Origin of the sequence: Amycolatopsis sp. cmx-11-51 (genome assembly GCF_047608665.1) — a bacterium.
GTDB lineage: Bacteria > Actinomycetota > Actinomycetes > Mycobacteriales > Pseudonocardiaceae > Amycolatopsis.
Map to the genome: position 1 here is coordinate 180,046 of NZ_JADNQO010000005.1, position 21,805 is coordinate 201,850.

25 protein-coding genes are annotated in these 21,805 nt (G+C 67.3%); 4 read left to right on the plus strand and 21 right to left on the minus strand.

Annotated elements, in window-relative coordinates:
- Positions 1 to 7: 7 nt before the first annotated feature.
- Positions 8 to 970, minus strand: coding sequence for a patatin-like phospholipase family protein (locus tag ACM6LU_RS20415; protein WP_414939307.1), 963 nt, complete (start codon positions 968 to 970; stop codon positions 8 to 10).
- 327 nt (positions 971 to 1,297) lie between these two features.
- On the minus strand, positions 1,298 to 1,957 hold the full coding sequence (nucS, locus tag ACM6LU_RS20420; RefSeq protein WP_414939308.1) for an endonuclease NucS: 660 nt from the start codon (positions 1,955 to 1,957) through the stop codon (positions 1,298 to 1,300).
- A 37-nt stretch (positions 1,958 to 1,994) separates the two neighbouring features.
- Between nucS and ACM6LU_RS20425 the strand changes: the two genes are divergently transcribed.
- Positions 1,995 to 2,534 (plus strand): NUDIX domain-containing protein, encoded by a 540-nt coding sequence (locus tag ACM6LU_RS20425; protein WP_414939309.1) that lies wholly within the window; start codon positions 1,995 to 1,997, stop codon positions 2,532 to 2,534.
- 97 nt (positions 2,535 to 2,631) lie between these two features.
- Here ACM6LU_RS20425 and ACM6LU_RS20430 read toward each other — a convergent pair whose 3' ends face one another.
- Together ACM6LU_RS20430 and ACM6LU_RS20435 are read right to left on the minus strand one after the other, a co-directional pair.
- Positions 2,632 to 3,405: an enoyl-CoA hydratase-related protein gene (locus ACM6LU_RS20430; protein WP_414939310.1), complete on the minus strand. Its 774-nt coding sequence runs from the start codon at positions 3,403 to 3,405 to the stop codon at positions 2,632 to 2,634.
- Positions 3,378 to 4,364: a GlxA family transcriptional regulator gene (locus ACM6LU_RS20435; RefSeq protein ID WP_414939311.1), complete on the minus strand. Its 987-nt coding sequence runs from the start codon at positions 4,362 to 4,364 to the stop codon at positions 3,378 to 3,380. Before ACM6LU_RS20435 ends, ACM6LU_RS20430 begins: the two co-directional genes overlap by 28 nt.
- A gap of 71 nt (positions 4,365 to 4,435) precedes the next feature.
- Here ACM6LU_RS20435 and ACM6LU_RS20440 point away from each other — a divergent pair, with 71 nt between their 5' ends.
- On the plus strand, positions 4,436 to 4,996 hold the full coding sequence (locus ACM6LU_RS20440; RefSeq protein WP_414939312.1) for a cysteine hydrolase family protein: 561 nt from the start codon (positions 4,436 to 4,438) through the stop codon (positions 4,994 to 4,996).
- 81 nt (positions 4,997 to 5,077) lie between these two features.
- On the opposite strand, the gene ehuA is transcribed toward ACM6LU_RS20440, so the two are convergent.
- The 7 genes from ehuA to ACM6LU_RS20475 form a co-directional block, all read right to left on the minus strand.
- Positions 5,078 to 5,842 carry an ectoine/hydroxyectoine ABC transporter ATP-binding protein EhuA gene (gene ehuA / locus ACM6LU_RS20445; RefSeq protein ID WP_414939553.1) on the minus strand — a complete coding sequence of 255 codons (765 nt, stop codon included), beginning with the start codon at positions 5,840 to 5,842 and terminating at the stop codon, positions 5,078 to 5,080.
- Between the two features lie 7 nt (positions 5,843 to 5,849).
- Positions 5,850 to 6,506 (minus strand): ectoine/hydroxyectoine ABC transporter permease subunit EhuD, encoded by a 657-nt coding sequence (ehuD, locus tag ACM6LU_RS20450; protein WP_414939313.1) that lies wholly within the window; start codon positions 6,504 to 6,506, stop codon positions 5,850 to 5,852.
- Complete coding sequence (gene ehuC / locus ACM6LU_RS20455; protein ID WP_414939314.1) at positions 6,506 to 7,201, minus strand: ectoine/hydroxyectoine ABC transporter permease subunit EhuC; 696 nt, start codon at positions 7,199 to 7,201, stop codon at positions 6,506 to 6,508. Before ehuC ends, ehuD begins: the two co-directional genes overlap by 1 nt.
- Before the next feature lie 13 nt (positions 7,202 to 7,214).
- The gene (ehuB, locus tag ACM6LU_RS20460) at positions 7,215 to 8,108 is read right to left on the minus strand and encodes an ectoine/hydroxyectoine ABC transporter substrate-binding protein EhuB (RefSeq protein WP_414939315.1); all 894 of its coding nucleotides are present in this window, start codon (positions 8,106 to 8,108) and stop codon (positions 7,215 to 7,217) included.
- A 117-nt stretch (positions 8,109 to 8,225) separates the two neighbouring features.
- The gene (locus ACM6LU_RS20465) at positions 8,226 to 10,247 is read right to left on the minus strand and encodes a protein meaA (protein ID WP_414939316.1); all 2,022 of its coding nucleotides are present in this window, start codon (positions 10,245 to 10,247) and stop codon (positions 8,226 to 8,228) included.
- 81 nt (positions 10,248 to 10,328) lie between these two features.
- On the minus strand, positions 10,329 to 10,895 hold the full coding sequence (locus ACM6LU_RS20470) for a hypothetical protein (protein ID WP_414939317.1): 567 nt from the start codon (positions 10,893 to 10,895) through the stop codon (positions 10,329 to 10,331).
- A 55-nt stretch (positions 10,896 to 10,950) separates the two neighbouring features.
- The gene (locus tag ACM6LU_RS20475; RefSeq protein WP_414939318.1) at positions 10,951 to 11,085 is read right to left on the minus strand and encodes a hypothetical protein; all 135 of its coding nucleotides are present in this window, start codon (positions 11,083 to 11,085) and stop codon (positions 10,951 to 10,953) included.
- 115 nt (positions 11,086 to 11,200) lie between these two features.
- On the opposite strand from ACM6LU_RS20475, the gene ACM6LU_RS20480 reads away from it, so the two are divergent.
- Positions 11,201 to 11,827: a LysE family translocator gene (locus ACM6LU_RS20480; RefSeq protein WP_414939319.1), complete on the plus strand. Its 627-nt coding sequence runs from the start codon at positions 11,201 to 11,203 to the stop codon at positions 11,825 to 11,827.
- On the opposite strand, the gene murA is transcribed toward ACM6LU_RS20480, so the two are convergent.
- On the minus strand, positions 11,824 to 13,098 hold the full coding sequence (murA, locus tag ACM6LU_RS20485; RefSeq protein ID WP_414939320.1) for a UDP-N-acetylglucosamine 1-carboxyvinyltransferase: 1,275 nt from the start codon (positions 13,096 to 13,098) through the stop codon (positions 11,824 to 11,826). The genes ACM6LU_RS20480 and murA overlap by 4 nt on opposite strands.
- A 61-nt stretch (positions 13,099 to 13,159) precedes the next feature.
- Here murA and ACM6LU_RS20490 point away from each other — a divergent pair, with 61 nt between their 5' ends.
- A complete protein-coding gene (locus ACM6LU_RS20490; protein WP_414939321.1) occupies positions 13,160 to 13,732 on the plus strand; it encodes a cob(I)yrinic acid a,c-diamide adenosyltransferase in 573 nt (190 codons plus the stop codon).
- Positions 13,733 to 13,811: 79 nt separating this feature from the next.
- Here ACM6LU_RS20490 and ACM6LU_RS20495 read toward each other — a convergent pair whose 3' ends face one another.
- From ACM6LU_RS20495 to ACM6LU_RS20535, 9 genes are all read right to left on the minus strand, one after another.
- Positions 13,812 to 13,964: a hypothetical protein gene (locus ACM6LU_RS20495; RefSeq protein WP_414939322.1), complete on the minus strand. Its 153-nt coding sequence runs from the start codon at positions 13,962 to 13,964 to the stop codon at positions 13,812 to 13,814.
- Positions 13,965 to 14,083: 119 nt separating this feature from the next.
- Positions 14,084 to 15,319, minus strand: a complete 1,236-nt coding sequence (aroA, locus tag ACM6LU_RS20500; protein WP_414939323.1) for a 3-phosphoshikimate 1-carboxyvinyltransferase — start codon at positions 15,317 to 15,319, stop codon at positions 14,084 to 14,086.
- Positions 15,320 to 15,402: 83 nt separating this feature from the next.
- Positions 15,403 to 15,837 (minus strand): DUF2550 domain-containing protein, encoded by a 435-nt coding sequence (locus tag ACM6LU_RS20505; RefSeq protein ID WP_414939324.1) that lies wholly within the window; start codon positions 15,835 to 15,837, stop codon positions 15,403 to 15,405.
- Positions 15,838 to 15,862: 25 nt separating this feature from the next.
- The gene (locus tag ACM6LU_RS20510; protein ID WP_007028324.1) at positions 15,863 to 16,228 is read right to left on the minus strand and encodes a F0F1 ATP synthase subunit epsilon; all 366 of its coding nucleotides are present in this window, start codon (positions 16,226 to 16,228) and stop codon (positions 15,863 to 15,865) included.
- Positions 16,229 to 16,342: 114 nt separating this feature from the next.
- The gene (gene atpD / locus ACM6LU_RS20515; protein ID WP_414939325.1) at positions 16,343 to 17,770 is read right to left on the minus strand and encodes a F0F1 ATP synthase subunit beta; all 1,428 of its coding nucleotides are present in this window, start codon (positions 17,768 to 17,770) and stop codon (positions 16,343 to 16,345) included.
- Positions 17,770 to 18,708, minus strand: coding sequence for a F0F1 ATP synthase subunit gamma (locus ACM6LU_RS20520; protein ID WP_414939326.1), 939 nt, complete (start codon positions 18,706 to 18,708; stop codon positions 17,770 to 17,772). The genes atpD and ACM6LU_RS20520 overlap by 1 nt, the downstream gene beginning before the upstream one ends.
- Positions 18,709 to 18,719: 11 nt before the next feature.
- On the minus strand, positions 18,720 to 20,357 hold the full coding sequence (gene atpA, locus ACM6LU_RS20525; RefSeq protein ID WP_414939327.1) for a F0F1 ATP synthase subunit alpha: 1,638 nt from the start codon (positions 20,355 to 20,357) through the stop codon (positions 18,720 to 18,722).
- Positions 20,358 to 20,410: 53 nt separating this feature from the next.
- Positions 20,411 to 21,232 carry a F0F1 ATP synthase subunit delta gene (locus ACM6LU_RS20530; RefSeq protein ID WP_414939328.1) on the minus strand — a complete coding sequence of 274 codons (822 nt, stop codon included), beginning with the start codon at positions 21,230 to 21,232 and terminating at the stop codon, positions 20,411 to 20,413.
- 6 nt (positions 21,233 to 21,238) lie between these two features.
- Complete coding sequence (locus ACM6LU_RS20535; protein ID WP_414939329.1) at positions 21,239 to 21,796, minus strand: F0F1 ATP synthase subunit B; 558 nt, start codon at positions 21,794 to 21,796, stop codon at positions 21,239 to 21,241.
- Positions 21,797 to 21,805 lie beyond the last annotated feature (9 nt).

The following is a 21,805-nucleotide window of genomic DNA, read 5'->3' on the forward strand; positions in this document are numbered from 1 at the left end:
GGCGAGTTCACTGCGGCACAATCTTTTCCAGAAACCGCCGCGCGGCCTCCCGCCCGTTTTCGAAGAGGTGCTTCTTCTCCTCTTCACCGAGCCCGAAGTCGACGGCGGAGACCCCGGTCGTGTCGACGTACACCGTCCGCCGGTTCACACCTTCCTCGTGCAACCGGTAACGATTCCAGTCCGACATCAGGGTTTCGAGTGAACCGATGGCGATCCGCAACGCGCTCTTCACCGGTTCGTCCCTGCCGCCCACGGGTTCCCCGGAAAGCTTCACGCCCCAGGTCGGCCAGCGCGCGGGTTTCGCATCGGTCCGGTCGAACACGGTGATCGGGAAATTCGACAGCAGACCGCCGTCGACCCAGGTGACGGTGCCCGCCGGGCGGACACCGAACTGCACCGGCCGGAAGTAGAGCGGAATGGACATCGACGCGCGGACGGCGTCGACGATCTTTTCCGCGCCGGGATCGCGGCCGTACTGGGAATAATCCCAGGGCAAGCGGACGAGCGCACGACGGGTCAGGTCGCTGACGTGAACGACCAGGGAATACTGTTGACAAGGAAGCAAAGTACCTTCGGGATCGTTGATGGCGAGATCGGCGAAAGTACGCACACCGACCTCGTCCAGCAACGGCGAGAGCCATTCGGCGAGATAGTCACCGGAGTGCATCCCGTCGTGCAGGATCAAGTCGACGCCGTCGCCGATCACGCCGGTGACCTTGTCGAGCGGGGACTGATCCTGGAACCGGCGGCAGTCCAAGTCGTTCATCACCGCTTCCAGGCCACCGAGATCCTTCCCGGCCTTCTGATAAGCGGCGACCAGCGTCGCGACGATCGCCCCCGCGCTCGTCCCGGCGATCCGCGGGAACGAGTACCCGGCTTCGTGCAACTCCAGCACCGCGCCGAGCAACCCGATACCTTTGACGCCGCCGCCTTCAAGCACCAGATCGACACGCTTTTCGGAATCAGCCATGACCCATCACCCCTGCACCCACGACCACCGGATGTCGGTGGTACCCCTCGCGGAAATCGAGTGTGACACAGCGCGAGACCGAGGAATCCGGCGTTCACCCGAATGACCCATAAATAGCTGGTTCTTTTGCAGGAGGAGCCGAGTTCGTTAATTTCCCGCCGCCCCTTAGGGCATTCTGTGGCGCGGGAAAGAATGCAGATACAAAGCGCGGGACTCGATTGGATATCGGCTGTTCAGTGCGCCCCCACCGCAAGTAGTCCTCTAGTTGCGGTGGTTGCACGCGCAACTACCGCAACTAGAGGACGAATCGCGTGGGAAGGGGGAGGGTCAGAAGAGGCGGAATTCGTCCGACTCGATACCGCGCAGCGCGTCGTAGTCCAGCGTGAGGCACCGGATCCCCCGGTCCTCGGCCAGCACTCGCGCCTGGGGCTTGATGATCTGCGCCGCGAAGACACCCTGCACCGGCGCCAGCAGCGGGTCGCGGTTGAGCAGTTCGAGGTACCGCGTCAACTGCTCGACGCCGTCGATCTCACCGCGCCGTTTGATCTCGACGGCGACACTGCCACCCGAGGAGTCACGCGCCATGATGTCGACCGGCCCGATCGCGGTCGGGAACTCCCGCCGCACCAGGGTGTAGCCCTCACCGAGGGTCTTGATGTGCTCGGCGAGCAGTTCCTGCAGGTGCGCCTCGACGCCGTCCTTCTGCAGGCCCGGTTCCGCGCCGAGTTCCTGAGCGTGGTCGTGGAAGATCTCGTCGATCGTGATGACGAGCTTCTCCCCCTGCTTGTTCTCGACGATCCACAGCTTGCCGTCCTCGATCAGCCAGCACGGCGGGCTCATCCAGTTCAGCGGCTTGTAGGCGCGGTCGTCCGAGTGCACGGACACCGAGCCGTCGGCCTTCACCAGCAACAGGCGGGTGGCCATCGGCAGATGGGCGGTCAGACGGCCGGCGTAGTCGACCTGGCAGCGAGCGATCACTAAGCGCACCCCGCGAGGGTAGGACAAGCATCGCGATACTGGTCGCATGGACCCCATTCAGCGTGTCAGCTCGCGCGAGGTGTACCGGAACAACTGGATGACCGTGCGCGAGGACACCGTGCGGCGGCCCGATGGTTCCGAAGGGATCTACGCCGTCGTCGACAAGCCCACCTGCGCCGTGGTGATCCCCTTCGACGGGGCCAGGTTTCACCTGGTCGAGCAGTTCCGCTATCCGCTCGGCCTCCGGCGCTGGGAGTTCCCGATGGGTACCGCCCCCGACCGCGCCAACGTCCCGCCGCCCGAGCTCGCCGCCCGCGAACTACGCGAGGAGACCGGGCTGGTCGCGGGGTCGATGACCGACCTCGGCCCCACCGACATCGCCGCCGGCATGTCGAGCCAGCGCGGGCGCGTGTTCCTCGCCACGGATCTCACGCAGGGTGAAGCTCAGCGTGAGATCGAAGAGCAGGACATGCGGACGGCGTGGTTCGAGCGGGGCGAGTTCGAGAAGATGATCACTTCGGGTGACATCACCGACGCGCAGACGTTGGCCGCTTACACGCTCCTGCTGCTGCGCGAACGCCACTGAACTCTCTCACCGCCCCTGGGGATCGGGTTTCTGCGGCTGAGCGTCCGTGAAGGGGTCCTTCACGGACTTGCGGACGGCCTTCACTGCACTTCGGCCCTCAGTCGGGCCAGACCGGGGAACGCTTCTCCAGGAAGGCCGCCATTCCCTCGCGCGCCCCGGGCAGCTGCGACGCCGAGGCCATGACCTCCAGCGCCAGCGCGTAGGCGTCGGCCTCGGGCCGGTCCAGCTGCGCGTAGAGGGTCTGCTTCCCCAACGCCTTGCTCGCCCGGCTCCCCCGCGTCGCGCGCGCCAGGAGCGAGGCGACGGCGTCGTCCAGCGAGTCGTCCGGGACCACGCGGTTCACCAGGCCCCAGTCCAGCGCGGTCGCCGCGTCGACGACGTCGCCGGTGAGCGCCAGTTCCATCAGCCGTTTCCGCCCGATCGACCGGGCCACCGGCACCGCGGGGGTGTGACAGAACCAGCCGCCCTTGCCGCCGGGCAGGGCGAATCCGGCGGATTCGGCGGCGACGGCGAGGTCGCAGGTGGCCACCAGCTGACAGCCCGCCGCGGTCGCGAGCCCGTGCACCCGCGCGACGACGACCTGCGGCACTGACTGCATCGTGCCCATCAGGTCCGTGCACACCCGCAGCAGCTCACGCACGCCCGTCAGGTCGCGTGCGGAGACGTCGCCGAAGTCGTGTCCCGCCGAGAACACCGGTCCGGCGCCGGCCAGGACGATCCCGGTGGCGTCGGTCTCCCCTGCCGCGCGGAACGCCGCGAGCAGTTCGGCGAGGTGGTCCGCCGACAGCGAGTTCCGCCGCGCAGCGCGGTTCATGGTGATGGTGACGGTGTCGCCGTCACGTTTCACGAGGATGTGCTCGTACTCGGCCATGCTTCGACGGTAACCGACCGGAACGTCCGGCGATACGAATCGGGCCCGACGCCGACGTCGGCCCGCAGCCGTCGCCGCAGGTTGGCTGCGGTGCCGAGTCCGGAGCGCTGCGCGACCCGCTCGACCGGCAGCTCGGTCGTCTCCAGCAGTCGCCGCGCGAGCCGGACCCGCTGCGCGCGCAGCCACCGCCCCGGCGTCACCCCGGTGGCCGCCGCGAATTCGCGGTGGAAGGTCCGCTCGCTCAGCCCGGCGTGGCCGACGAGGTCGTCGACGCCGATGTCGTCGGCGATCCGCGCCAGCGCCCAGTCCATTGTGGACGAAACACTCGGCCGTGACGGCTTGGGCGGCAACGGGTTGTCGACGTACTGACGTTGTCCACCTTCCCGCGCGGGCGGCATCACGAGACGGCGGGCGAGCGCGGCCGCGACCTCCGCGCCATGATCGCGCCGCACCAGGTGCAGGCACAGGTCGAGGCCGCCGACCACCCCGGCGGACGTCAGCACGTCACCCTCGTCGGTGAACAGGACGTCCCGCTGGACGACGGCGTCGCGAGCGGCGGTTTCGAGATCATCCAGCAGCCGCCAATGCGTGGTGACCGAACGGCCGTCGAGCAGCCCGGCCGCGGCCAGGGTGAAGGCCCCGGAACACAGCGACGCCACGGTGACCCCGGCCCGGTGCGCCTTGCGCAGCGCGGCGACGGCGGCCGCGGGCACCTCGGCATGCGGATCGACCCTGCCGGGCACGAGGACGAGATCGCAGCCTTCGAGGCCGCCGAGCCCGTGAGTCGCCCCGAGCGACCCGAACGGATGACTGGCGACCGGCGTCCGGCCCGGCGAGCACAGGCGGACCTCGAACGGGCCGATGCCGCTGTCGGTCCGGTCCACGCCCCAGACCTCGCCGATCACGCCCAGGTCGAACGCCCGGCTACCCGGCAGAAGGAGAACGCCCACGATGCGCATGGCAGAAAAGTACCGCATCGCGCTTCTTCTGCCACTCCCGTCCGGCCGCGGAACGCAGGAAAATCGAAGCCATGACCACTGAGAACACCAAGGCCCTACTCGTGATCGACGTCCAGCGCGGCTTCGACAAGCCGGTCTGGGGACCGCGCAACAATCCCGGCGCGGAAGCCAACATCAAAGCGCTCGTCGACGCCTACCAGGAGCGCGGGCTGCCGATCGTGCTGGTGCACCACGACTCGGTCAAACCCGGCTCGTCGCTGCAGCCGGGCCAGGAGGGCAACCACTTCAAGCCCGAACTCGACGGCGTGCGCGCGGATCTGGTGTTCGGCAAGAAGGTCAACTCGGCCTTCCACGGCGACATCGACCTCGACGGCTGGCTGAAGACGCGCGGCATCACGTCGTTCGTGCTCGCCGGCATCCAGACGAACTTCTGCTGCGAGACCACCGCGCGTGTCGGCGGGAACCTGGGCTACGACGTCACTTTCGCGCTCGACGCCACGTTCACCTTCGACCTCGCCGGGCCGGACGGGAGCGTCCTCACCGCCGACGAGCTGTCCAGGGCGACCGCGACGAACCTGCACGGCGGCGGGTTCGCCACGGTCACCTCGACCAAGGAGATCCTCGGGAGCTGAAGGGGACTTTCCCCTCGTCCCACGCGGCGAAGGGCGCTTTCCCCGCATGACATGCGGGAAAAGTCCCCTTCAGCTCCCACCTCAAGCGCGGTCGATCACCGCCTTGAGAAATCGCCGGGTCCGGTCGTGATCGGGATCGTTGAACAACTTGTCCGGCGCGGCGTCCTCCAGCACCTGCCCCTGGTCGAACATCATCACCCGATCCGAAACATCGCGCGCGAACTGCATCTCGTGCGTGACGCACAGGATCGTGATGTCGGTCGACGCGGCGATCTCGCGCAGTACCCGCAGGACGTCCGCGACCAGTTCAGGGTCCAGCGCCGAAGTCACCTCGTCCAGCAGCAGCACGTCCGGCCGCATCGCGAGCGCCCGCGCGATCGCGACGCGCTGCTGCTGGCCGCCGGAAAGCCGCGTGGGATGCGCGTCCTTCTTGTCCGAAAGCCCGACCATCTCCAACAGTTCGAGGGCTCGTGCCTCGGCCTCGTCGCGGGCGACGCCGAGTGAATGGATCGGCGCCTCGGTGATGTTGCGCAGCACGTTCATGTTCGGGAACAGGTTGAACTGCTGGAACACCATACCGATCCGCTTGCGCACGGCCCGCAGGTACTTTTCGTCGGCGGGCACCAGCTTCTCGCCGCGCTTCATATGGCTGAGGTAGTCACCGCAGACCTCGATGGTGCCGCCGTCGACCCGCTCCAGGGTCATCAGCAACCGCAGGATCGTCGTCTTCCCGGACCCGCTCGGCCCGATCAGCGAGACGAACTCCCCCGGCGCGACGGTGAAATCGAGGTCCCGCAGCACGACGTGGTCACCGTAGGACTTGACCACCTGCGAGAACCGGATCATCGGGGAATCAACTGAGGGCGGCACGACGCTCCAACCTTCTCACCAGAATCGACGCCGGCAGGCTCACCAGCAGGAACAGCACCCCGGCCAGGGTGTACGGCTCGATGACGCGGAATGTCTCGGCGCCGACCTCTTTCGCCCGGTTGAGCACGTCGAGAACACCGATCCCCAGTAGCAGCGGGGTCTCCTTGAACAGCGAGATCGTGTAATTGCCCAACGCGGGCAGCACCCGAGGGACCGCTTGCGGCAGGACGACCGCCGTCCACACCCGTCGCCGGGGCAGATTCAGCGCGGTCGCGGCCTCCCACTGTCCTTTCGGGACAGCCTCGATCCCGGCGCGGTAGACCTCGGCCGAGTAGGTCGCGTAATGCACGCCGAGTGCCACGACACCGGTGACGAACGGCGACATCGTGAACCCCGTCAGCGGCGGCACCAGGTAGAAGATCGCGAACACCTGGATCAGCAACGGCGTACTGCGGACGAACTCGATGAACATCCACACCGCACGAGACAGCACCGGGATCTCCGCGCGCCGGACCAGGGCGAACACCAGCCCGAGCGCGTACGCGACCACCGAGGCGAGCAGGGTGATCTCGACGGTGACAAGCAAACCCTTCAACAGCAGGGGAATCGAGTCGAACGCCGCTTCCCAGCTCCAGTCCATCAGACACCCCCCGCCGCGGCCGTCATCTTCGACGGCGTCCTGCCGAGACGCCGCGCCGCGACCCGCTCCAGCGCCCGCATCCCACTGGTGATCAGCAGGGCGATCAGGAGGTAGAGCACGAGTTCGGTGCCGTAGATCCAGCCGATCTCGGAACCGAACACCGGTCGCAGCAGTTCACCTTGCCGTGCCATCTCCGGAACCGCGATGAACGAGAGCAGAGCGGTGCTCTTCAGCAACTGGATGAACAGGTTGTTGAACGGCGGCAGCATTTCCGCGAACGCCTGCGGCAGGATCACCCGGCGCATCCGCTGGGCGGGCGACAGGTTGAGTGCGACGGCACCTTCGAACTGCGCCCGCGGGACGGAGTTCACCGCGCCGCGGACGATCTCGGCACCGTAAGCACCGTGGTTCAGGCCGAGCACCAGGATCCCGGCGAACATCGGGACCAGCTGGAAGCCCACCAGCACCGGCAGGACGAAATACAACCAGAACAGTTGGACGACCTCCGAGGTGCCGCGAAAGATCTCCACGTAGACCCGGGAAATCCCCCGCACGACCCTGGACGGCGATCGGAGCGCGAGGCCCGCGATCAACGAGAGCACGACGGTGACCGCGATCCCGCCGAGCGCGGCGGTGACGGTCGCGGTCAGTCCACTGAGGACGGACGTGATGATATGCGATACCGACGACGACATGACGTCAGCCCCGTTACACCGCGCAGAGTTTCTCTGTGGTGACATCGGCCTTCGGCAGGTTGTCCGCCGAGAACCCGAACGGCGTCACGATCCTGGTCCACTCGCCGCTGTCGTGCAGTTTCTTGAGTTCGGCGTTGAACGCCTCGCGCAGCGGGTTGTCGTCCTTGCGGAAGACGAAGGCGCCCGCGGAAACGACCGGCTGCCCGTCCTTGATCGGATCGAAACCGGGCGTGACTTCGGCTGCCGCGCCAGGACTCTTGCTCAGGACGTCCTTGAGGGAGATGTCGGTCAGCGCGGCACAGTAGACGCGACCGTCGGTGACCGCGCGGAGCATGTTGTCCTGCGAATCGAGGGTGACAATCTGGTCTTCCGCGACGCCGGAATCGGTGGCGTAGCCCTTCTCGACGGCGGCCGAGAGCACGGCGACCTTGACCTTCTTCGCGGCGATGTCCTCGAACTTGCGGACCTGCTGCGGATTTCCCTTCGGCACCAGCAAAGCGGTCAGCGCCGAGTAGTCGGGGATCGAGAACGCGGCGGCGTCGCACCGTTCCTTCTTGATGTTCATCCCGGCCGCCACGAGGTCGTACTTCCTGGCGTTGAGGGCGGGAATCAACTGGTCGAAGGAGACCGCTTCGGCTTCCACGTTGTCGATGCCCATGGCCTTGAAGACGGCGCGCGCGACTTCCGGCGCCTCACCGGTGACCTTGCCGGTTTGATCCGTGAAACCGTACGGAGCTTCGTTCGCGATACCGATCTTGATCTTCTTGGAGCTCTTCGCCGCCTCCAGCGCGTTCCCGGAGGACGTCGACGTGCACGCGGACAACAGCACCGGGCCGCCGATCGTCACCGCCCCCAGAACGGCCGACCGCCGGAAGAATTCCCGCCTTGACCACTCGCCGTGCGCCACAGCAGCACCCCTTTTCGATTAATCGGTTCAATCGAAACGTAGGGGGGTACCTTTGCCCAGGCAATGTGAGTGACTCCCTCGCCAGCCGCCGTTACGGTACCGAGATTTACGGTGACTTTACGTGCTCAGGCCGTGGCGCTCCCGCACCAATCCCACGATTCCGTCCATGATGTCGGTGAGTTCGTAGTCCTTCGGCGTGAACACTTTCGCGATCCCGCGCTCCAGCAGGAGTTTCTCGTCGTCGGGCGGGATTATGCCACCGACGATGACCGGGATTTCGCCCGCGCCCGCGGCCCGCATCCCGTCCACGACCTGCGGCACGACCTCGAGATGCGAACCCGAGAGCACCGAAAGCCCGACCACGTGCACGCCCTCCTGGACGGCCGCCGCGACGATCTGTTCCGGCGTGAGCCGGATGCCCTGGTACACCACCTCGAAACCGACGTCGCGCGCTCGCACGGCCACCTGCTCGGCGCCGTTGGAATGCCCGTCGAGACCGGGTTTGCCGACCAGGATCCGCAGCCGCTCGCCGATCTCGGCGCTCGTCGTCTTGACCCGGTCACGCACGCGGCGGATCTCCGCGTTGCCCTCGCCCGCGGCCGCCGACGCGGAAACCCCGGTGGGAGCGCGGTATTCGCCGAACACCTCGCGCAGAGCCCCCGACCATTCGCCGGTGGTGACGCCGGCGCGGGCGCAGTCGATAGTGGCCTCGAACAGGTTCTCCGAGGTCTTCGCGATGGCCTTCAACGTCTTCAGCGACGACTCGGCGGCCGCGTTGTCGCGCTGCGCCCGCCATTCTTCGATCGCCGCGACAGCCTGCTTCTCGACGGCCGGGTCGATCGTTTCGATCGCCTTGGCGCCTTCGGCTTGCAACGGCGAAGGCTCAGTGGTCTCGAACTTGTTGACACCGACCAGGATCCGCTTGCCGTCCTCCATGCCACGCCGCAACTCGGCGAGCGAGGCGACGAGCTGGGACTTCATGTATCCACTCTCGACGGCCGCGACCGCGCCGCCCAGATCCTGCACCCGCGCGATCTCCTCGCGCGCGCCCGCCATGATTTCTTCGACCTTGGCCTGGATGACGTGCGAGCCGTCGAAGATGTCCTCGTACTCCAGCAGATCGGTCTCGAACGCGAGCACCTGCTGCATCCGCAGCGCCCACTGCTGATCCCACGGCCGGGGCAGGCCGAGCGCCTCGTTCCAGGCGGGCAACTGGATCGCGCGGGCCCTGGCGCCACGGGAAAGCGAGACCGCGAGCATCTCCAGCACGATGCGCTGGACGTTGTTCTCCGGCTGCGCCTCGGTCAGCCCCAGCGAGTTGACCTGCACGCCGTAGCGCAGTCGCCGCGCCTTCGGATCCGTTACGCCGTAACGGTCCCGCGTGATCTCGTCCCAGAGCGTGGTGAACGCGCGCATCTTGGACATCTCTTCGACGAAACGCACCCCGGCGTTGACGAAGAAGGAGATCCGCGCGACCACCTTGGCCATGTCGGCCCGCTCGACCTGCCCGGAATCCCGGACGGCGTCGAGGACGGCGATGGCGGTGCACAACGCGTACGCGACCTCTTGCGTCGGCGTCGCACCGGCTTCCTGCAGGTGATAGCTGCAGATGTTGATCGGGTTCCACTTCGGCACGTGGTGCACGGTCCACGCGATCATGTCGGTGATCAGGCGGAGACTGGGGCCCGGCGGGAAGATGTAGGTGCCGCGGGAGAGGTATTCCTTGATGATGTCGTTCTGCGTGGTGCCGGTGAGTTTGGCCAGCACCTCGTCCACGTCTCGCCCTTCGGCTTCGGCCTGCTCGCGCGCCACGGAGACGTAGAGCGCCAGCAGCCACATGGCGGGCGCGTTGATCGTCATCGACGTGTTGGCTTCGGCGAGCGGGATGCCGTCGAAGAGCCGCCGCATGTCGCCGAGATGGGAAACCGGGACGCCGACCTTGCCGACCTCGCCCTTGGACAGTTGGTGGTCCGGGTCGTAGCCGGTCTGCGTCGGCAGGTCGAAGGCGACGGAAAGGCCCGTCTGCCCCTTGGCGAGGTTGCGCCGGTAGAGCTCGTTGGACGCGGCCGCGGACGAGTGGCCCGCGTAGGTCCGCATCACCCAGGGGCGGTCCCGTTCACGGTCCGTGGGATAGGGCACGGTACACCTCCGGCGCTGGACGACCGCTTGAGTGTACCGGCCGGTAACATCACCCGCGTAGTTGAATCGGACACAGTCGGGTCATTCTCCGACGGCCGGTTCCTGGCGCTGTCGTGCCTCGTCAACGGCTTTCGCGAGCTTTTCCCGCACTTTCGCCGCCTCGCTGACACCCACCAGGATGACTGGCGGCTTGCGGTCCTTCCCGGAACCCGCGCCGAAGTTCGCCGACGCCCACACCAGCACGCCGAGCCTGCCGAACGTGATCGTCCCGGTCTTGCCGGGCCCGGGGGTGACGACGGGATCCGCCAGTTCGGCCAGTGCCGCGGACTCCTCCTTGCGGCGCACCAGCGAACTGGTCGCGATGACCCGGCCGTCCGTCACGGCGTAGGTGGTCGAGGCGAGCCTGAGGTACCTGATGAGCGGCCTGCCGACGAGATGGAACACGCCGGCAACGGTGAGCACGACCCACGCGACGGTGAGGAAGGCCGTTTCGTGGTTGTAGAAGAAGAACAAAGTGACGGCGGCCAGCCAGAGCAGGCCGAAAGGGACATTGAAGCAGTCACCGGGGTTGAAGAGGGGCCTGCGCACCGGAGTCCCGGCCCAGATGACCCGTTCGCCCGGCAGGAGGTCGATCTGCCCCTCATGCATGGCACCGCACACTACCCGTCCGGGAGGCGGGCGGCAGTGTCCGTTCGTCGGTTACCTACGGGCCTCGGCGCACCTCTCGCTGCGCCGAGGCGATCAGGTCACGAGCCACGGCCGGATGCTCCATGTCGAGCAGTTCCGGGCACTTCGGATCCAGTTTCACCGGGCACCAGCCCCGTATCCCCAGATACATGAGCGGACGACAAGCCCGCTTCATCCCGCTGACCAGGGTTCGCCGGAATCGTGGCGGGCGACTGTGACCGAAATTCGCGAGACTCGTCCGCGCCCGGCGTCTAGCGTCGGCAACCGTGACGTGGAGTTCGTACAGCAGCTATCTGCTCATCGTCGTCTTGATCGTCCTCGCGCCGGGACCGGACACGATGGTGATGCTCAAGAACTCGCTGTCCGGCGGCACCCGCGGTGGGTTGCTGGCGACGGCCGGGATCTTCGTGGCCAACTCCGTCCAGGGCACCGCCGCCGCGCTCGGCCTCGGCGTCGTCATCGCGCAGTCGCAGCCGGTGTTCGTGACGCTGAAGTGGGTCGGTGCCGCCTACCTGGTCTTCCTCGGTTTCCAGGCGCTGCGCGGCGCGTGGCGGGGCGACTACGCCGGTGTCGCGGCGGCGAAGCACCAACGGGCGAGCGGATTCCGTCGCTTCCGCGAAGGCTTCCTTTCCAACATCACCAATCCGAAGGTCCTCGTGCTGTACCTGTCGGTGCTGCCGCAGTTCCTCGACCCCGTGACGACCTCGGCGTGGGACGCCCTGCTGCTCGCCTACACCGTCGCGGTGCTGGGCGCGATCTGGCTGATGGCGCTGCTGTTGTTCGTGCACCGCGTGCGGACCTGGCTGGAACGACGCGAGGTCCGGCGCGCACTCGACGGCGTCACCGGAACCGCGCTGGTCGGTTTCGGCGCCGCACTCGTGCTCGAAGGCTAGGCCCGGTCGGGTTCGCCCGAGACGCGCTCGATCCGCGCGCCGAGACGGTTCAGGTTCTCCACGAAATGCGGGTAGCCGCGGTCGATGTGGAAGACGTCCCAGACCTCGGTGACGCCGTCCGCGCACAGCCCGGCCAGCACCAGCCCGGCGCCCGCGCGGATGTCCGCTGCCCACACCGGCGCGCTGGAGAGATTCTCCACGCCACGGACGACGGCGTGGTGCCCGTCGGTGCGCGCGTCGCCGGAGAGCCGCATCATCTCTTCGATGAACCGGAATCGGGCCTCGTAGATGTTCTCCGTGATCATCGAGGTGCCTTCGGACACCGCCGACAGCGCCACCGCGAACGGCTGCAGGTCGGTCGCGAAGCCGGGATACGGCAACGTCACCCAGTCGACCGCCTTCGGGCGCTCGGTCTGGACGATGCGGAAACCCTTGTCGCCGAACGTCTCGACCTCGGCACCCGCCAGGCGGAGCTTGTCGAGGACCAGGTCGAGGTAATGCGGGTTGACGCCGCGGACGGTCAGGTCGCCCCGGGTCATCGCGGCGGCGAACGCCCAGGTCGCGCCCACGATCCGGTCACCGATCACGCGGTGCTCGGTCGGGTGCAGCTTCTCGACGCCCTCGACGGTGAGGGTCGAGGTGCCGGCACCTTCGACCTTCGCGCCCATCTCGATCAGCATCGTGCAGATGTCGACGATCTCGGGCTCGCGTGCGGCGTTGTCGATGACCGTGGTGCCCTCGGCGAGCACGGCGGCCATCAGGATGTTCTCGGTGGCGCCGACGCTCGGGAAGTCCAGCCAGATCTGCGCGCCGCGCAGACCGTCGGCCTTCGCCACGACGCAGCCGTGCTCGATGGTGCTGGTGGCGCCCAGCTTGCGCAGGCCGTTCTGGTGCATGTCCAGCGGGCGGGAGCCGATGGCGTCGCCGCCCGGCAGCGCCACGACGGCTCGCTTGAGCCGCCCGACCAGCGGACCCAGCACGCACACCGACGCGCGCAGCTTGCCCATCGCGGCCGAATCGGCCCGGTGCGACAGTTCGGCCGGAGTGGTGATCTTGGCGGTGTCGCCGTCGATGACGACGTCGCAGCCGACACTGCGCAGGACGTCTCCCATCAGCGGGACGTCCAGGATCTGGGGGCAGTTCGTGATGGTCGTCGTACCCTCGGCCAGCAAGGCCGCGGCCATCAGTTTCAGGACGCTGTTCTTCGCCCCGACCACGTCGACCTCGCCGACCAGCCGTGCTCCGCCGTGCACGTCGAAGTGCTCGCTCATGGGCGCCAATCATGCCCTCTCGCCCGGATTTGCCTTACGCCGGGCCGGTAGAGTCGGCTCCATGGTCGTTCGCATCAACCGCGTTTACACGAAGGTCGGCGACAACGGCACCACGGCACTCGGCGACGGCTCCCGCGTGCCGAAGACGTCACCGCGGCTGTCCGCGTACGCCGACGTCGACGAAGCCAACTCCGTCATCGGGCTCGCGCTCGCGATGGGCGGTCTCTCCGGGGAGATCGCCGACGTACTGCGAGGGATACAGAACGATCTCTTCGACGTCGGCGCGGATCTGTGCGCGCCGATCGTGGAGAACCCGCCGTACGAGCCGCTGCGCATCACCGAGCGGTACATCGAGCGGCTGGAAGGCTGGTGCGACGAGTTCAACGAGCGCGTGCCGAAGCTGACGTCGTTCATCTTGCCGGGTGGTACCCCGGGGGCGGCGTTCCTGCACCAGGCCCGCACTGTCGCGCGCCGGGCCGAGCGTTCCGGCTGGGCGCTGTACGAGGCCGAGCGGGCCGCGACCAATCAGCTGGCGATCAAGTACCTGAACCGGCTTTCGGATCTGCTGTTCATCTTGTCGCGGCTGGCGAATCCGGACGGCGACATCCTGTGGCAGCCCGGCGGCGCGAGCTGAAGGACGCTTTCCCCACATAAGACGCAGCGAAGGACGCTTTCCCCACGTAAGACGCGGGGAAGGCGTCCTTCAGCTTCGGTCAGCCCTGTTCCTGTGCCGCCCAATAGCGCTCGAGGTCGACGTCGGGCGTGCCGTCTTTGCCCGGGTCGATCGCCTTCATCGTGATCGTGTCCTCCAGGGACACGGAATCGGGAAGGTGGCTCCAGCGGTTCGCGTCCTCGCTCTGAGTCATACGCCGAGAATAGACGGGGATCACGTTCGCAGCCCGGTAGAAATGCCGGTCGGTGAAGATCTCATGTGCGCGTCGCTTCCGAAGCCGCCCACGTGACCGCAACATTGCGGCAGAGAGGTTCACAGGCCCCAGGAGGCGCGAAGGGAGACGAGAGCGTCGTGGAAGGCCGGGAAGGTCTTCTTAACGCACCCCGGGTCGTCCAGTGTGATCCCCGGCGTACGCAACCCCGTGACACTGAACGCCATCGCGATCCGGTGATCCCGACGGCACTTCACGAGCGCCCCCGCGGGCGACGCAGGCCGAATCTCGATCCAGTCCCGCCCGGTCTCCACCGGAACACCCATCGCGCGCAGGTTCTCCTCGCACGCCGCGAGCCGGTCGCATTCCTTGATCCGCGTGTTGTAGACGTCCTCGATCCGCACCGGCCCGTCCGCGAACGGCGCGATGGCCGCGAGCGTCGGCACGGTGTCGGAGATGTCGCGCATGTTCACCGTGACGCCGCGCAGCCCGCCCGTTCCGGTCACGGTGACGGCGTCCGGGCCGACCTCGACGTCCGCGCCCATCTGCCGCAGGACCTCGACGAAGGCCAGATCCCCTTGCAGCGCGCCGTCGCCAAGGCCCGGCACCGTCACCGACTGCCCGGTCAAGGCCGCCGCCGCGAAGAAGTAGCTCGACGTCGAAGCGTCGGGCTCGATCTCGTAGTGACAGGCCCGGTACGGCGTGGGCGGCACGATGAACGTGTCGCCCTCCCGGATGACCTCGACGCCGAAGCGCCGCATCATCGCGAGGGTGATCTCCACGTAAGGCACCGAAACGAGGTCGGTGACGGTGATCCGCAGCCCCTCCGTGGTCAGCGGGCCGACCAGCAGCAACGCGGTCAGGAACTGCGACGACAGGCCGGCGTCCAGCGTCAGGTCCCCGCCCTTGATCCCGGCGGCCCGCACCATCAGCGGATGGTGGCCCGGCGCGGCTTCGAAGGTGAGGTCGACGCCCAGTTCCATCAGCGCATCGGTGAGCGGTCCCAGCGGACGGGCGCGCATCTGCTCGGAAGCGTCGAACCGGAAGGTGCCGTGACCGGCGGCGGCCAGAGCCGGGAGAAAACGGGCGGTGGTGGCGCCGTCGCGGCAGAAGACGTCGGCGCTGTCGACGGCGGGACCCGCAGGCCTGCCGTCGATCGTCCACTCGTCGGAGGAACGGGAAACCTCATAGCCAAGCTTGAGAAGGCCCTCGGCGAAGCTCTCGGAGTCATCCGAACGCAGCGGCCTGCTCAACACGGTCGTTCCGTGGGCGGCGGCCGCGAGGAACAGGCCTCGGGCGGTGATCGACTTCGAACCGGGGATGTCGACGATGGTCACGGCGCGAGCATACGGCGTGCTCGAAGGGCGAACTCGCGTGATCAGATGGACAAGATCCGTGATCAGACGGAGAACACGCGTGATCAGGAAGCGCGCGGGAGGCGGCGGCCGGGTGGGGCTGACTCGAGCCAGGAGAGGAAGCCGGTGAGGGCGCCGGGGCCCATCGCGATCTCGATCGCCTCCTGCGTGGCGGACTCACACCGCAGGACGATCGAGCCGTCGGGGACGGCGTACGCCTCCGTGCCGGAGGGATCGCGCCGGTCCGCGATCTCCATACTCGCCCGTTGGAACACCCGGTCCGGGCCGTTCCGCATGCTCCACACCCGGAACCAGACGAACTCGTCGCCCTCGTAGCGGCCCAGCCCCAGATGCCAGCTGGACCGCGCCTCGTCCGGACGCCACCGCAGCGCGACGCTCACGCCACCACCGCGGCGCATCCGGACCCACCGCAGCGAATACCAGGCCACGACGACGGCCAGGATGGTCAGGGCCCCGAGAACACCCACGGCGATTTCCACGGCCCGGCCCCTGCCCGTCGCCCGGTCAGACCGACTGACCGGCCGCGCGAAGCTGGGCGGTCGCCCTAGCCCGCTCTTGCTCGTCTTCGCCGCTCAGCGCCTTCTTGGCCGCATCGACGTCGATCTCGTGCGAAAGCTCCGCGCTCTCGGCGAGGATGCTCACGCCGGTCGCGGTGACCGACAGGAACCCGCCGTGCACCGCGGCGGTCACGGTCTCGCCGTCCGTGGTCGTCACCTTCACGACGCCACCCTCGACGAGCTGGCCCAAAACCGGCTCGTGACCGGCCATGATGCCGATCTCGCCCTCGGTGGTCTGGGCCACCACGAACGTGGCGGTACCGGACCAGAGACGGCGCTCGACGGCTACCAGCTCGACAGAAATCTCAGCCACGTAGCTTCCCTTCACCTCAGGTGCTGGCACCGAGTGTAATGGTCGAAGTTCCCTGTATGCGAACGACGGGACCAGCGTCCACAGTAGACACCGATCCCGCCGCTCATCGGAACATCACTTCTTGGTGATTTCCTTGTACTTCTTTTCGAGGTCTTCGAGGCCACCGATACCCAGGAACGCCTGCTCCGGGTAGTGGTCGAAGTCGCCCTTGGTGATGCGGTCGAAGGACTCGATGGTCTCCGACAGCGGCACGGTCGAGCCCGGGATCTGCGTGAACGCCTCGGCGACCAGCATGTTCTGCGACAGGAACCGCTCGATGCGGCGTGCGCGCTGAACGGTGAGCTTGTCCTCTTCCGAGAGCTCGTCCATCCCGAGGATCGCGATGATGTCCTGCAGTTCCTTGTACTTCTGCAGGATCCGGATGACCTCGGAGGCCACGCGGTAGTGGTCCTCACCGACGATGGCCGGGTCGAGGATCGTCGACGTCGACGCCAGCGGGTCCACCGCCGGGAAGATGCCCTTCTGGAACACACCACGCGAAAGCTCGGTGGTGGCGTCCAGGTGGGCGAACGTCGTCGCCGGCGCCGGGTCGGTGTAGTCGTCCGCGGGGACGTAGATCGCCTGCATCGAGGTGATCGAACGACCACGGGTCGAGGTGATCCGCTCCTGGAGCTGACCCATCTCGTCGGCCAGCGTCGGCTGGTAACCCACGGCCGAAGGCATCCGGCCCAGCAGGGTCGACACCTCGGAACCAGCCTGGGTGAACCGGAAGATGTTGTCGATGAAGAGCAGCACGTCCTGGTTCTGCACATCGCGGAAGTACTCCGCCATGGTCAGCGCGGACAGCGCGACGCGCATACGCGTGCCGGGCGGCTCGTCCATCTGGCCGAAGACGAGGGCGGTGTCGTTGATGACGCCGTCCTCGGACATCTCCAGGAAGAGGTCGTTGCCCTCACGGGTGCGCTCGCCGACACCGGCGAACACCGAGGTACCACCGAAGTTCCGGGCGACACGGGTGATCATCTCCTTGATGAGCACCGTCTTGCCGACGCCGGCACCGCCGAACAGGCCGATCTTGCCACCCTCGACGTACGGGGTCAGCAGGTCGACGACCTTGAGGCCGGTCTCCAGCATCGTCGTCTTGCCCTCGAGCTGGTCGAAGGAAGGCGGGTTGCGGTGGATGCCCCAGCGCTCCAGGTCGTCGCCGTAGCCGGGCTCGTCGAGGCACTCGCCGAGCGCGTTGTAGACGTGGCCCTTGACCTTGTCGCCGACCGGCACCGTGATGGGGCCGCCGGTGTTGGTCACCTCGGCACCACGCACCAGGCCGTCCTGCGGCTGGAGCGAAATGGTGCGGACGAGGTTGTCACCGAGGTGGCTGGCGACCTCGAGGGTCACCGTCTTGCGCAGCTGCTCGAACTCGATTTCGACCTTGAGCGCGCTGAACTGGTCGGGAACGGAACCGCGCGGGAATTCGACGTCGACGACCGGGCCGGTCACCGAGACGATGCGCCCCTTGGCACGCGGGGTTTCAGTACTGGTCATCAGTCATCACTTCCTGCTGCGGTCAGCGCGTTCGCGCCACCGACGATTTCGGAGATCTCCTGGGTGATCTGCGCCTGGCGGGCCTGGTTCGCCTCCCGCGTCAGCGAGTTCACCAGATCGTTCGCGTTGTCCGACGCCGCCTTCATCGCGGTACGGCGAGCGGCGAGTTCCGACGCCGCCGACTCGAGCATCGCCGCGAAGATCCGCGTGTTGATGTACTTCGGCAGCAACGCGGAGAGCAGCTTCTCGGCGTTCGGCTCGAACTCGTAGCTCGGGAGCAGACCGGCGGGCTTCTCCTCTTCGTCTTCGGTGTACTCGACCTCGAGCGGCGCGACGCGCTTGGCGACCGGACGCTGGGTGAGCATCGAGACGAACTCGGTGTAGACGACGTGGATCTCGTCGACACCCAGGATGCCGTCGGCGTTGCCTTCCTCGTCGTCGGCGCCGTTGAGGAACGACTCGACGATGAGCTCACCGGCGGTCGAGGCGTTGACATAACCGGGCTGGTCGGAGAACCCCGTCCAGCCTTCGGTCACCTCGCGGCCGCGGAACCGGTAGTAGCTCAGGCCCTTGTTGCCGGTCACGTACAGCACCGGCTCCTTGCCCTGCTTACGAAGCAGCGTGAGGAGTTCCTCGGTCGCCTTCAGCACGTTGGAGTTGTATCCACCGCACTGACCCTTGTCGCTGGTGATCACGAGGACCGCGACGCGCGTGGCGTTCGGCCGCTCGACGAGCAACGGGTGGTCGAGGTTGGACGAAGCGCCGGCCAACGCGGAGAGCACGTTCGTGATCTCGTCCGAGTAGGGCCGCGACGCCGCGACCTTCGCCCGCGCCTTGGTGATGCGCGCGGTGGCGATGAGCTCCATCGCCTTGGTGATCTTGCCGATGGACTTGGTCGCCTTGATACGCGACCTGAGTTCCCGGAGTTGTGCGGCCATGAGCTACCAGCTCACTTCTTCGGTGCGGGCTTGTTGACCTTGACGGTCTCCTGCCCGACCTTCTCGGCGTCCATCGCGTCGGAGACCTCGGTCAGGCTCTTGCCCTCGGCGGTGGTGAATTCCTTCTTGAACTCGTTCACCGCGTCGACCAACCCGGAAGCGGTCTCGTCGGAGAACTTGCCCGACTCGCGGATGTCCTTGAGGAGCTCTCCGTGCTTACGACGCGCGGAGTCGACGAACTCGTCACGGAAGCGGCGTACGTCCTCGGTCGGGACCGAGTCGAAGTGCCCGTTGGTACCGAGGTACACCGTGACGACCTGCTCCTCGACCGGGATCGGCGAGTACTGCGGCTGCTTGAGCACCTCGTACAGGCGGACGCCACGCTCGAGCTGCGCCTTCGACGCGTCGTCGAGGTCCGAAGCGAAGGCCGCGAAGGCCTCCAGCTCGCGGTACTGCGACAGGTCGATCCGGAGCGAACCCGAAACCTGCTTCATCGCCTTGACCTGCGCGGCACCACCCACGCGGGAAACCGAGATACCCACGTCGATGGCCGGGCGCTGACCGGCGTTGAACAGGTCCGACTGGAAGAAGCACTGACCGTCGGTGATCGAGATGACGTTGGTCGGGATGTAGGCCGACACGTCGTTCGCCTTGGTCTCGATGATCGGGAGACCGGTCAGCGAGCCCGCGCCCAGCTCGTCCGAGAGCTTCGCGCAACGCTCGAGGAGACGGGAGTGCAAGTAGAAGACGTCGCCGGGGAAGGCTTCGCGGCCCGGCGGGCGACGCAGCAGCAGCGAGATCGCGCGGTACGCGTCGGCCTGCTTGGTCAGGTCGTCGAACACGATGAGGACGTGCTTGCCCTCGTACATCCAGTGCTGGCCGATGGCCGAGCCGGTGTACGGCGCGATCCACTTGAAGCCGGCGGAGTCCGACGCGGGGGCCGCGACGATGGTGGTGTACTCCATCGCGCCGGCGTCCTCGAGGGACTTCTTCACGGCGGCGATCGTGGAGCCCTTCTGGCCGACCGCGACGTAGATGCAGCGAACCTGCTTCTTCGGGTCGCCGGTCTCCCAGTTGGCCTTCTGGTTGATGATCGTGTCCACCGCGACGGCCGTCTTACCGGTCTTGCGGTCACCGATGATCAGCTGGCGCTGTCCACGGCCGATCGGGGTCATCGCGTCGATCGCGGTGATACCGGTCTGCAGCGGCTCGGCCACCGGCTGGCGCTCGACCACCGAAGCGGCCTTGACCTCCAGCGGGCGACGCTCGCTGGTCTCGATCTCGCCGAGCCCGTCGATCGGGGCGCCCAGCGGGTTCACCACGCGGCCGAGGTAGCCCTCGCCGACCGGGACCGAGAGGACCTGGCCGGTGCGCTTGACCTGCTGGCCTTCGACGACGGTCTCGAAGTCACCGAGGATCGCGGCACCGATGGAGCGCGCGTCCAGGTTCAGCGCGACGCCGAGGACCCCGCCGGGGAACTCGAGCAGCTCGTTGGCCATGGCCGAGGGAAGGCCCTCTACGTGGGCGATACCGTCACCGGCGTCGATGACGACGCCAACCTCTTCCCGGCTCACGTCCGGGGCGTAACTCGAGACGTAGTTCTCGATCGCGCTACGGATCTCATCCGAGGAGATCGTCAGCTCCGCCATTTCAATCCCGCTCTCGCTTCGTTCGTGCCAGTGTGCAAAGTCGTTGATGTGGGTCAGCCAGCCAACCGGCGACGCAGGGCGTCGATGCGCCCCGCGGTGCTGCCGTCGATGACCTCGTCGCCGACGCGGACGACGAGTCCGCCGCCCAGTGACGGGTCGACCTCGACGTGCAGCGCGAGCTGCCGCCCGTAAAGGGCGTTGAGCTTCTCGCTCAGCCGAGCCTGCTGCTCGTCGGACAGCGCGCTCGCGCTGGTCACCTGGGCGACCGAGCGTTCACGGCGTTCCGCGGCCAGCTGGACCAGCCGCTCGAGGGCGTTGGCGACCCCGCGGCCCTTGGCGCGCAGGACGACCTGCTCGACGAGGGTCTCGGTGACCACGTCCACCTTGTCGGCGAACAGGTTGCGGACGAGGGTCCGCTTCGCCTCGGCGGGGGCGGCCAGGTCGGACAGTGCCCGTTCGAGCTCCGGGGCGCCCGCAACGATACGGGTGACCCGGAACAGCTGGTCTTCGACAGTGTCGATGTTCCCGGACTTCTCCGCACTGGTGAGCAGCGCCGAGCGGCCGAGGGCCTCGAGCCCGTCGGTCAGTTCGCGCGGGCTCGACCAGCGGCTGCCCGCCACGGAGTCGAGCACCTGCAGGGCCGGTTCGGAAACCTTGCCCGCGAGAATCCCGCGGGCGAGGCCGATCCGGGCTTCGGGCGAAGCCGAACCGTCGGCGACGGCCCGGCGCAGGCCGATCTCCCGGCCCAGCAGGGTGACGACCGAAAGCAACTCGTCGCCGACCGTCGCCGGGTCCGTACCCGCGGCGGCCAGAACCTCGCCGAGACGATTCTCGGCGAGGTCGAGCGCTTCACGGCTCGCAGCATGCAGCGTCATTCTGGTCTACTTCCCCGCTCCGCCTGCGGCACTCGCGGTCTCCAGCTCGGCAAGGAACCGGTCCACGGTGCCGTGACGGCGCGCGTCGTCCGCGAGCGACTCGCCGACGATGCGGCTGGCCAGCTCGATGGAGTTACGGCCGAGTTCGGCGCGCAGCTCGGCGATGATCTGCGCCTTCTGGGCCTGCAGCTGAGCCTGGCCCTGTGCGACGATGCGCTGGGACTCGGACTCCGCCTCGGCCCGCAGCTCCGCCTTGATCTGCTCGGCTTCGAGCCGGGCGTCATCGCGGATCTTCGCGGCCTCGGAACGGGCTTCCGCCAGCTGCGCCTTGTACTGCGCAAGGTTTTCTTCGGCTTCGGCCTGCGCCTTCTCGGCCCGCTCGATGCCACCCTCGATCAGCTTGGTCCGCTCCTCGTATGCCGTCTCGAAACGCGGGACGACGTACTTCTTCAGAACGAACAGCAGCAGAAGGAAGGCGATGAAACCGAGGATGAGCTCGGGAATGTGCGGCACGATCGGGTTGGGCGCCTCTTCGGCGGCCAACACCAACTCGGTCTTCAGCACAACGTCTCC

What these genes read in the sequence shown, in the direction of transcription:
- ehuA (WP_414939553.1), bottom strand. Translation starts at nt 5,842, where the DNA reads ATGATCCGGTTCTCGCAGGTGGTCAAGTCCTACGGTGACCACGTCGTG.
- ehuC (WP_414939314.1), bottom strand. Translation starts at nt 7,201, where the DNA reads ATGTCGTCGTCGGTATCGCATATCATCACGTCCGTCCTCAGTGGACTG.
- murA (WP_414939320.1), bottom strand. Translation starts at nt 13,098, where the DNA reads ATGAGCGAGCACTTCGACGTGCACGGCGGAGCACGGCTGGTCGGCGAG.
- atpD (WP_414939325.1), bottom strand. Translation starts at nt 17,770, where the DNA reads ATGACCAGTACTGAAACCCCGCGTGCCAAGGGGCGCATCGTCTCGGTG.
- ACM6LU_RS20490 (WP_414939321.1), top strand. Translation starts at nt 13,160, where the DNA reads ATGGTCGTTCGCATCAACCGCGTTTACACGAAGGTCGGCGACAACGGC.
- ACM6LU_RS20520 (WP_414939326.1), bottom strand. Translation starts at nt 18,708, where the DNA reads ATGGCCGCACAACTCCGGGAACTCAGGTCGCGTATCAAGGCGACCAAG.
- ACM6LU_RS20435 (WP_414939311.1), bottom strand. Translation starts at nt 4,364, where the DNA reads ATGCGCATCGTGGGCGTTCTCCTTCTGCCGGGTAGCCGGGCGTTCGAC.
- ACM6LU_RS20430 (WP_414939310.1), bottom strand. Translation starts at nt 3,405, where the DNA reads ATGGCCGAGTACGAGCACATCCTCGTGAAACGTGACGGCGACACCGTC.
- ACM6LU_RS20470 (WP_414939317.1), bottom strand. Translation starts at nt 10,895, where the DNA reads ATGCATGAGGGGCAGATCGACCTCCTGCCGGGCGAACGGGTCATCTGG.
- ACM6LU_RS20495 (WP_414939322.1), bottom strand. Translation starts at nt 13,964, where the DNA reads ATGACTCAGAGCGAGGACGCGAACCGCTGGAGCCACCTTCCCGATTCC.
- atpA (WP_414939327.1), bottom strand. Translation starts at nt 20,357, where the DNA reads ATGGCGGAGCTGACGATCTCCTCGGATGAGATCCGTAGCGCGATCGAG.
- ACM6LU_RS20415 (WP_414939307.1), bottom strand. Translation starts at nt 970, where the DNA reads ATGGCTGATTCCGAAAAGCGTGTCGATCTGGTGCTTGAAGGCGGCGGC.
- ACM6LU_RS20530 (WP_414939328.1), bottom strand. Translation starts at nt 21,232, where the DNA reads ATGACGCTGCATGCTGCGAGCCGTGAAGCGCTCGACCTCGCCGAGAAT.
- ACM6LU_RS20475 (WP_414939318.1), bottom strand. Translation starts at nt 11,085, where the DNA reads ATGTATCTGGGGATACGGGGCTGGTGCCCGGTGAAACTGGATCCGAAG.
- ehuD (WP_414939313.1), bottom strand. Translation starts at nt 6,506, where the DNA reads ATGGACTGGAGCTGGGAAGCGGCGTTCGACTCGATTCCCCTGCTGTTG.
- ACM6LU_RS20425 (WP_414939309.1), top strand. Translation starts at nt 1,995, where the DNA reads ATGGACCCCATTCAGCGTGTCAGCTCGCGCGAGGTGTACCGGAACAAC.
- ACM6LU_RS20440 (WP_414939312.1), top strand. Translation starts at nt 4,436, where the DNA reads ATGACCACTGAGAACACCAAGGCCCTACTCGTGATCGACGTCCAGCGC.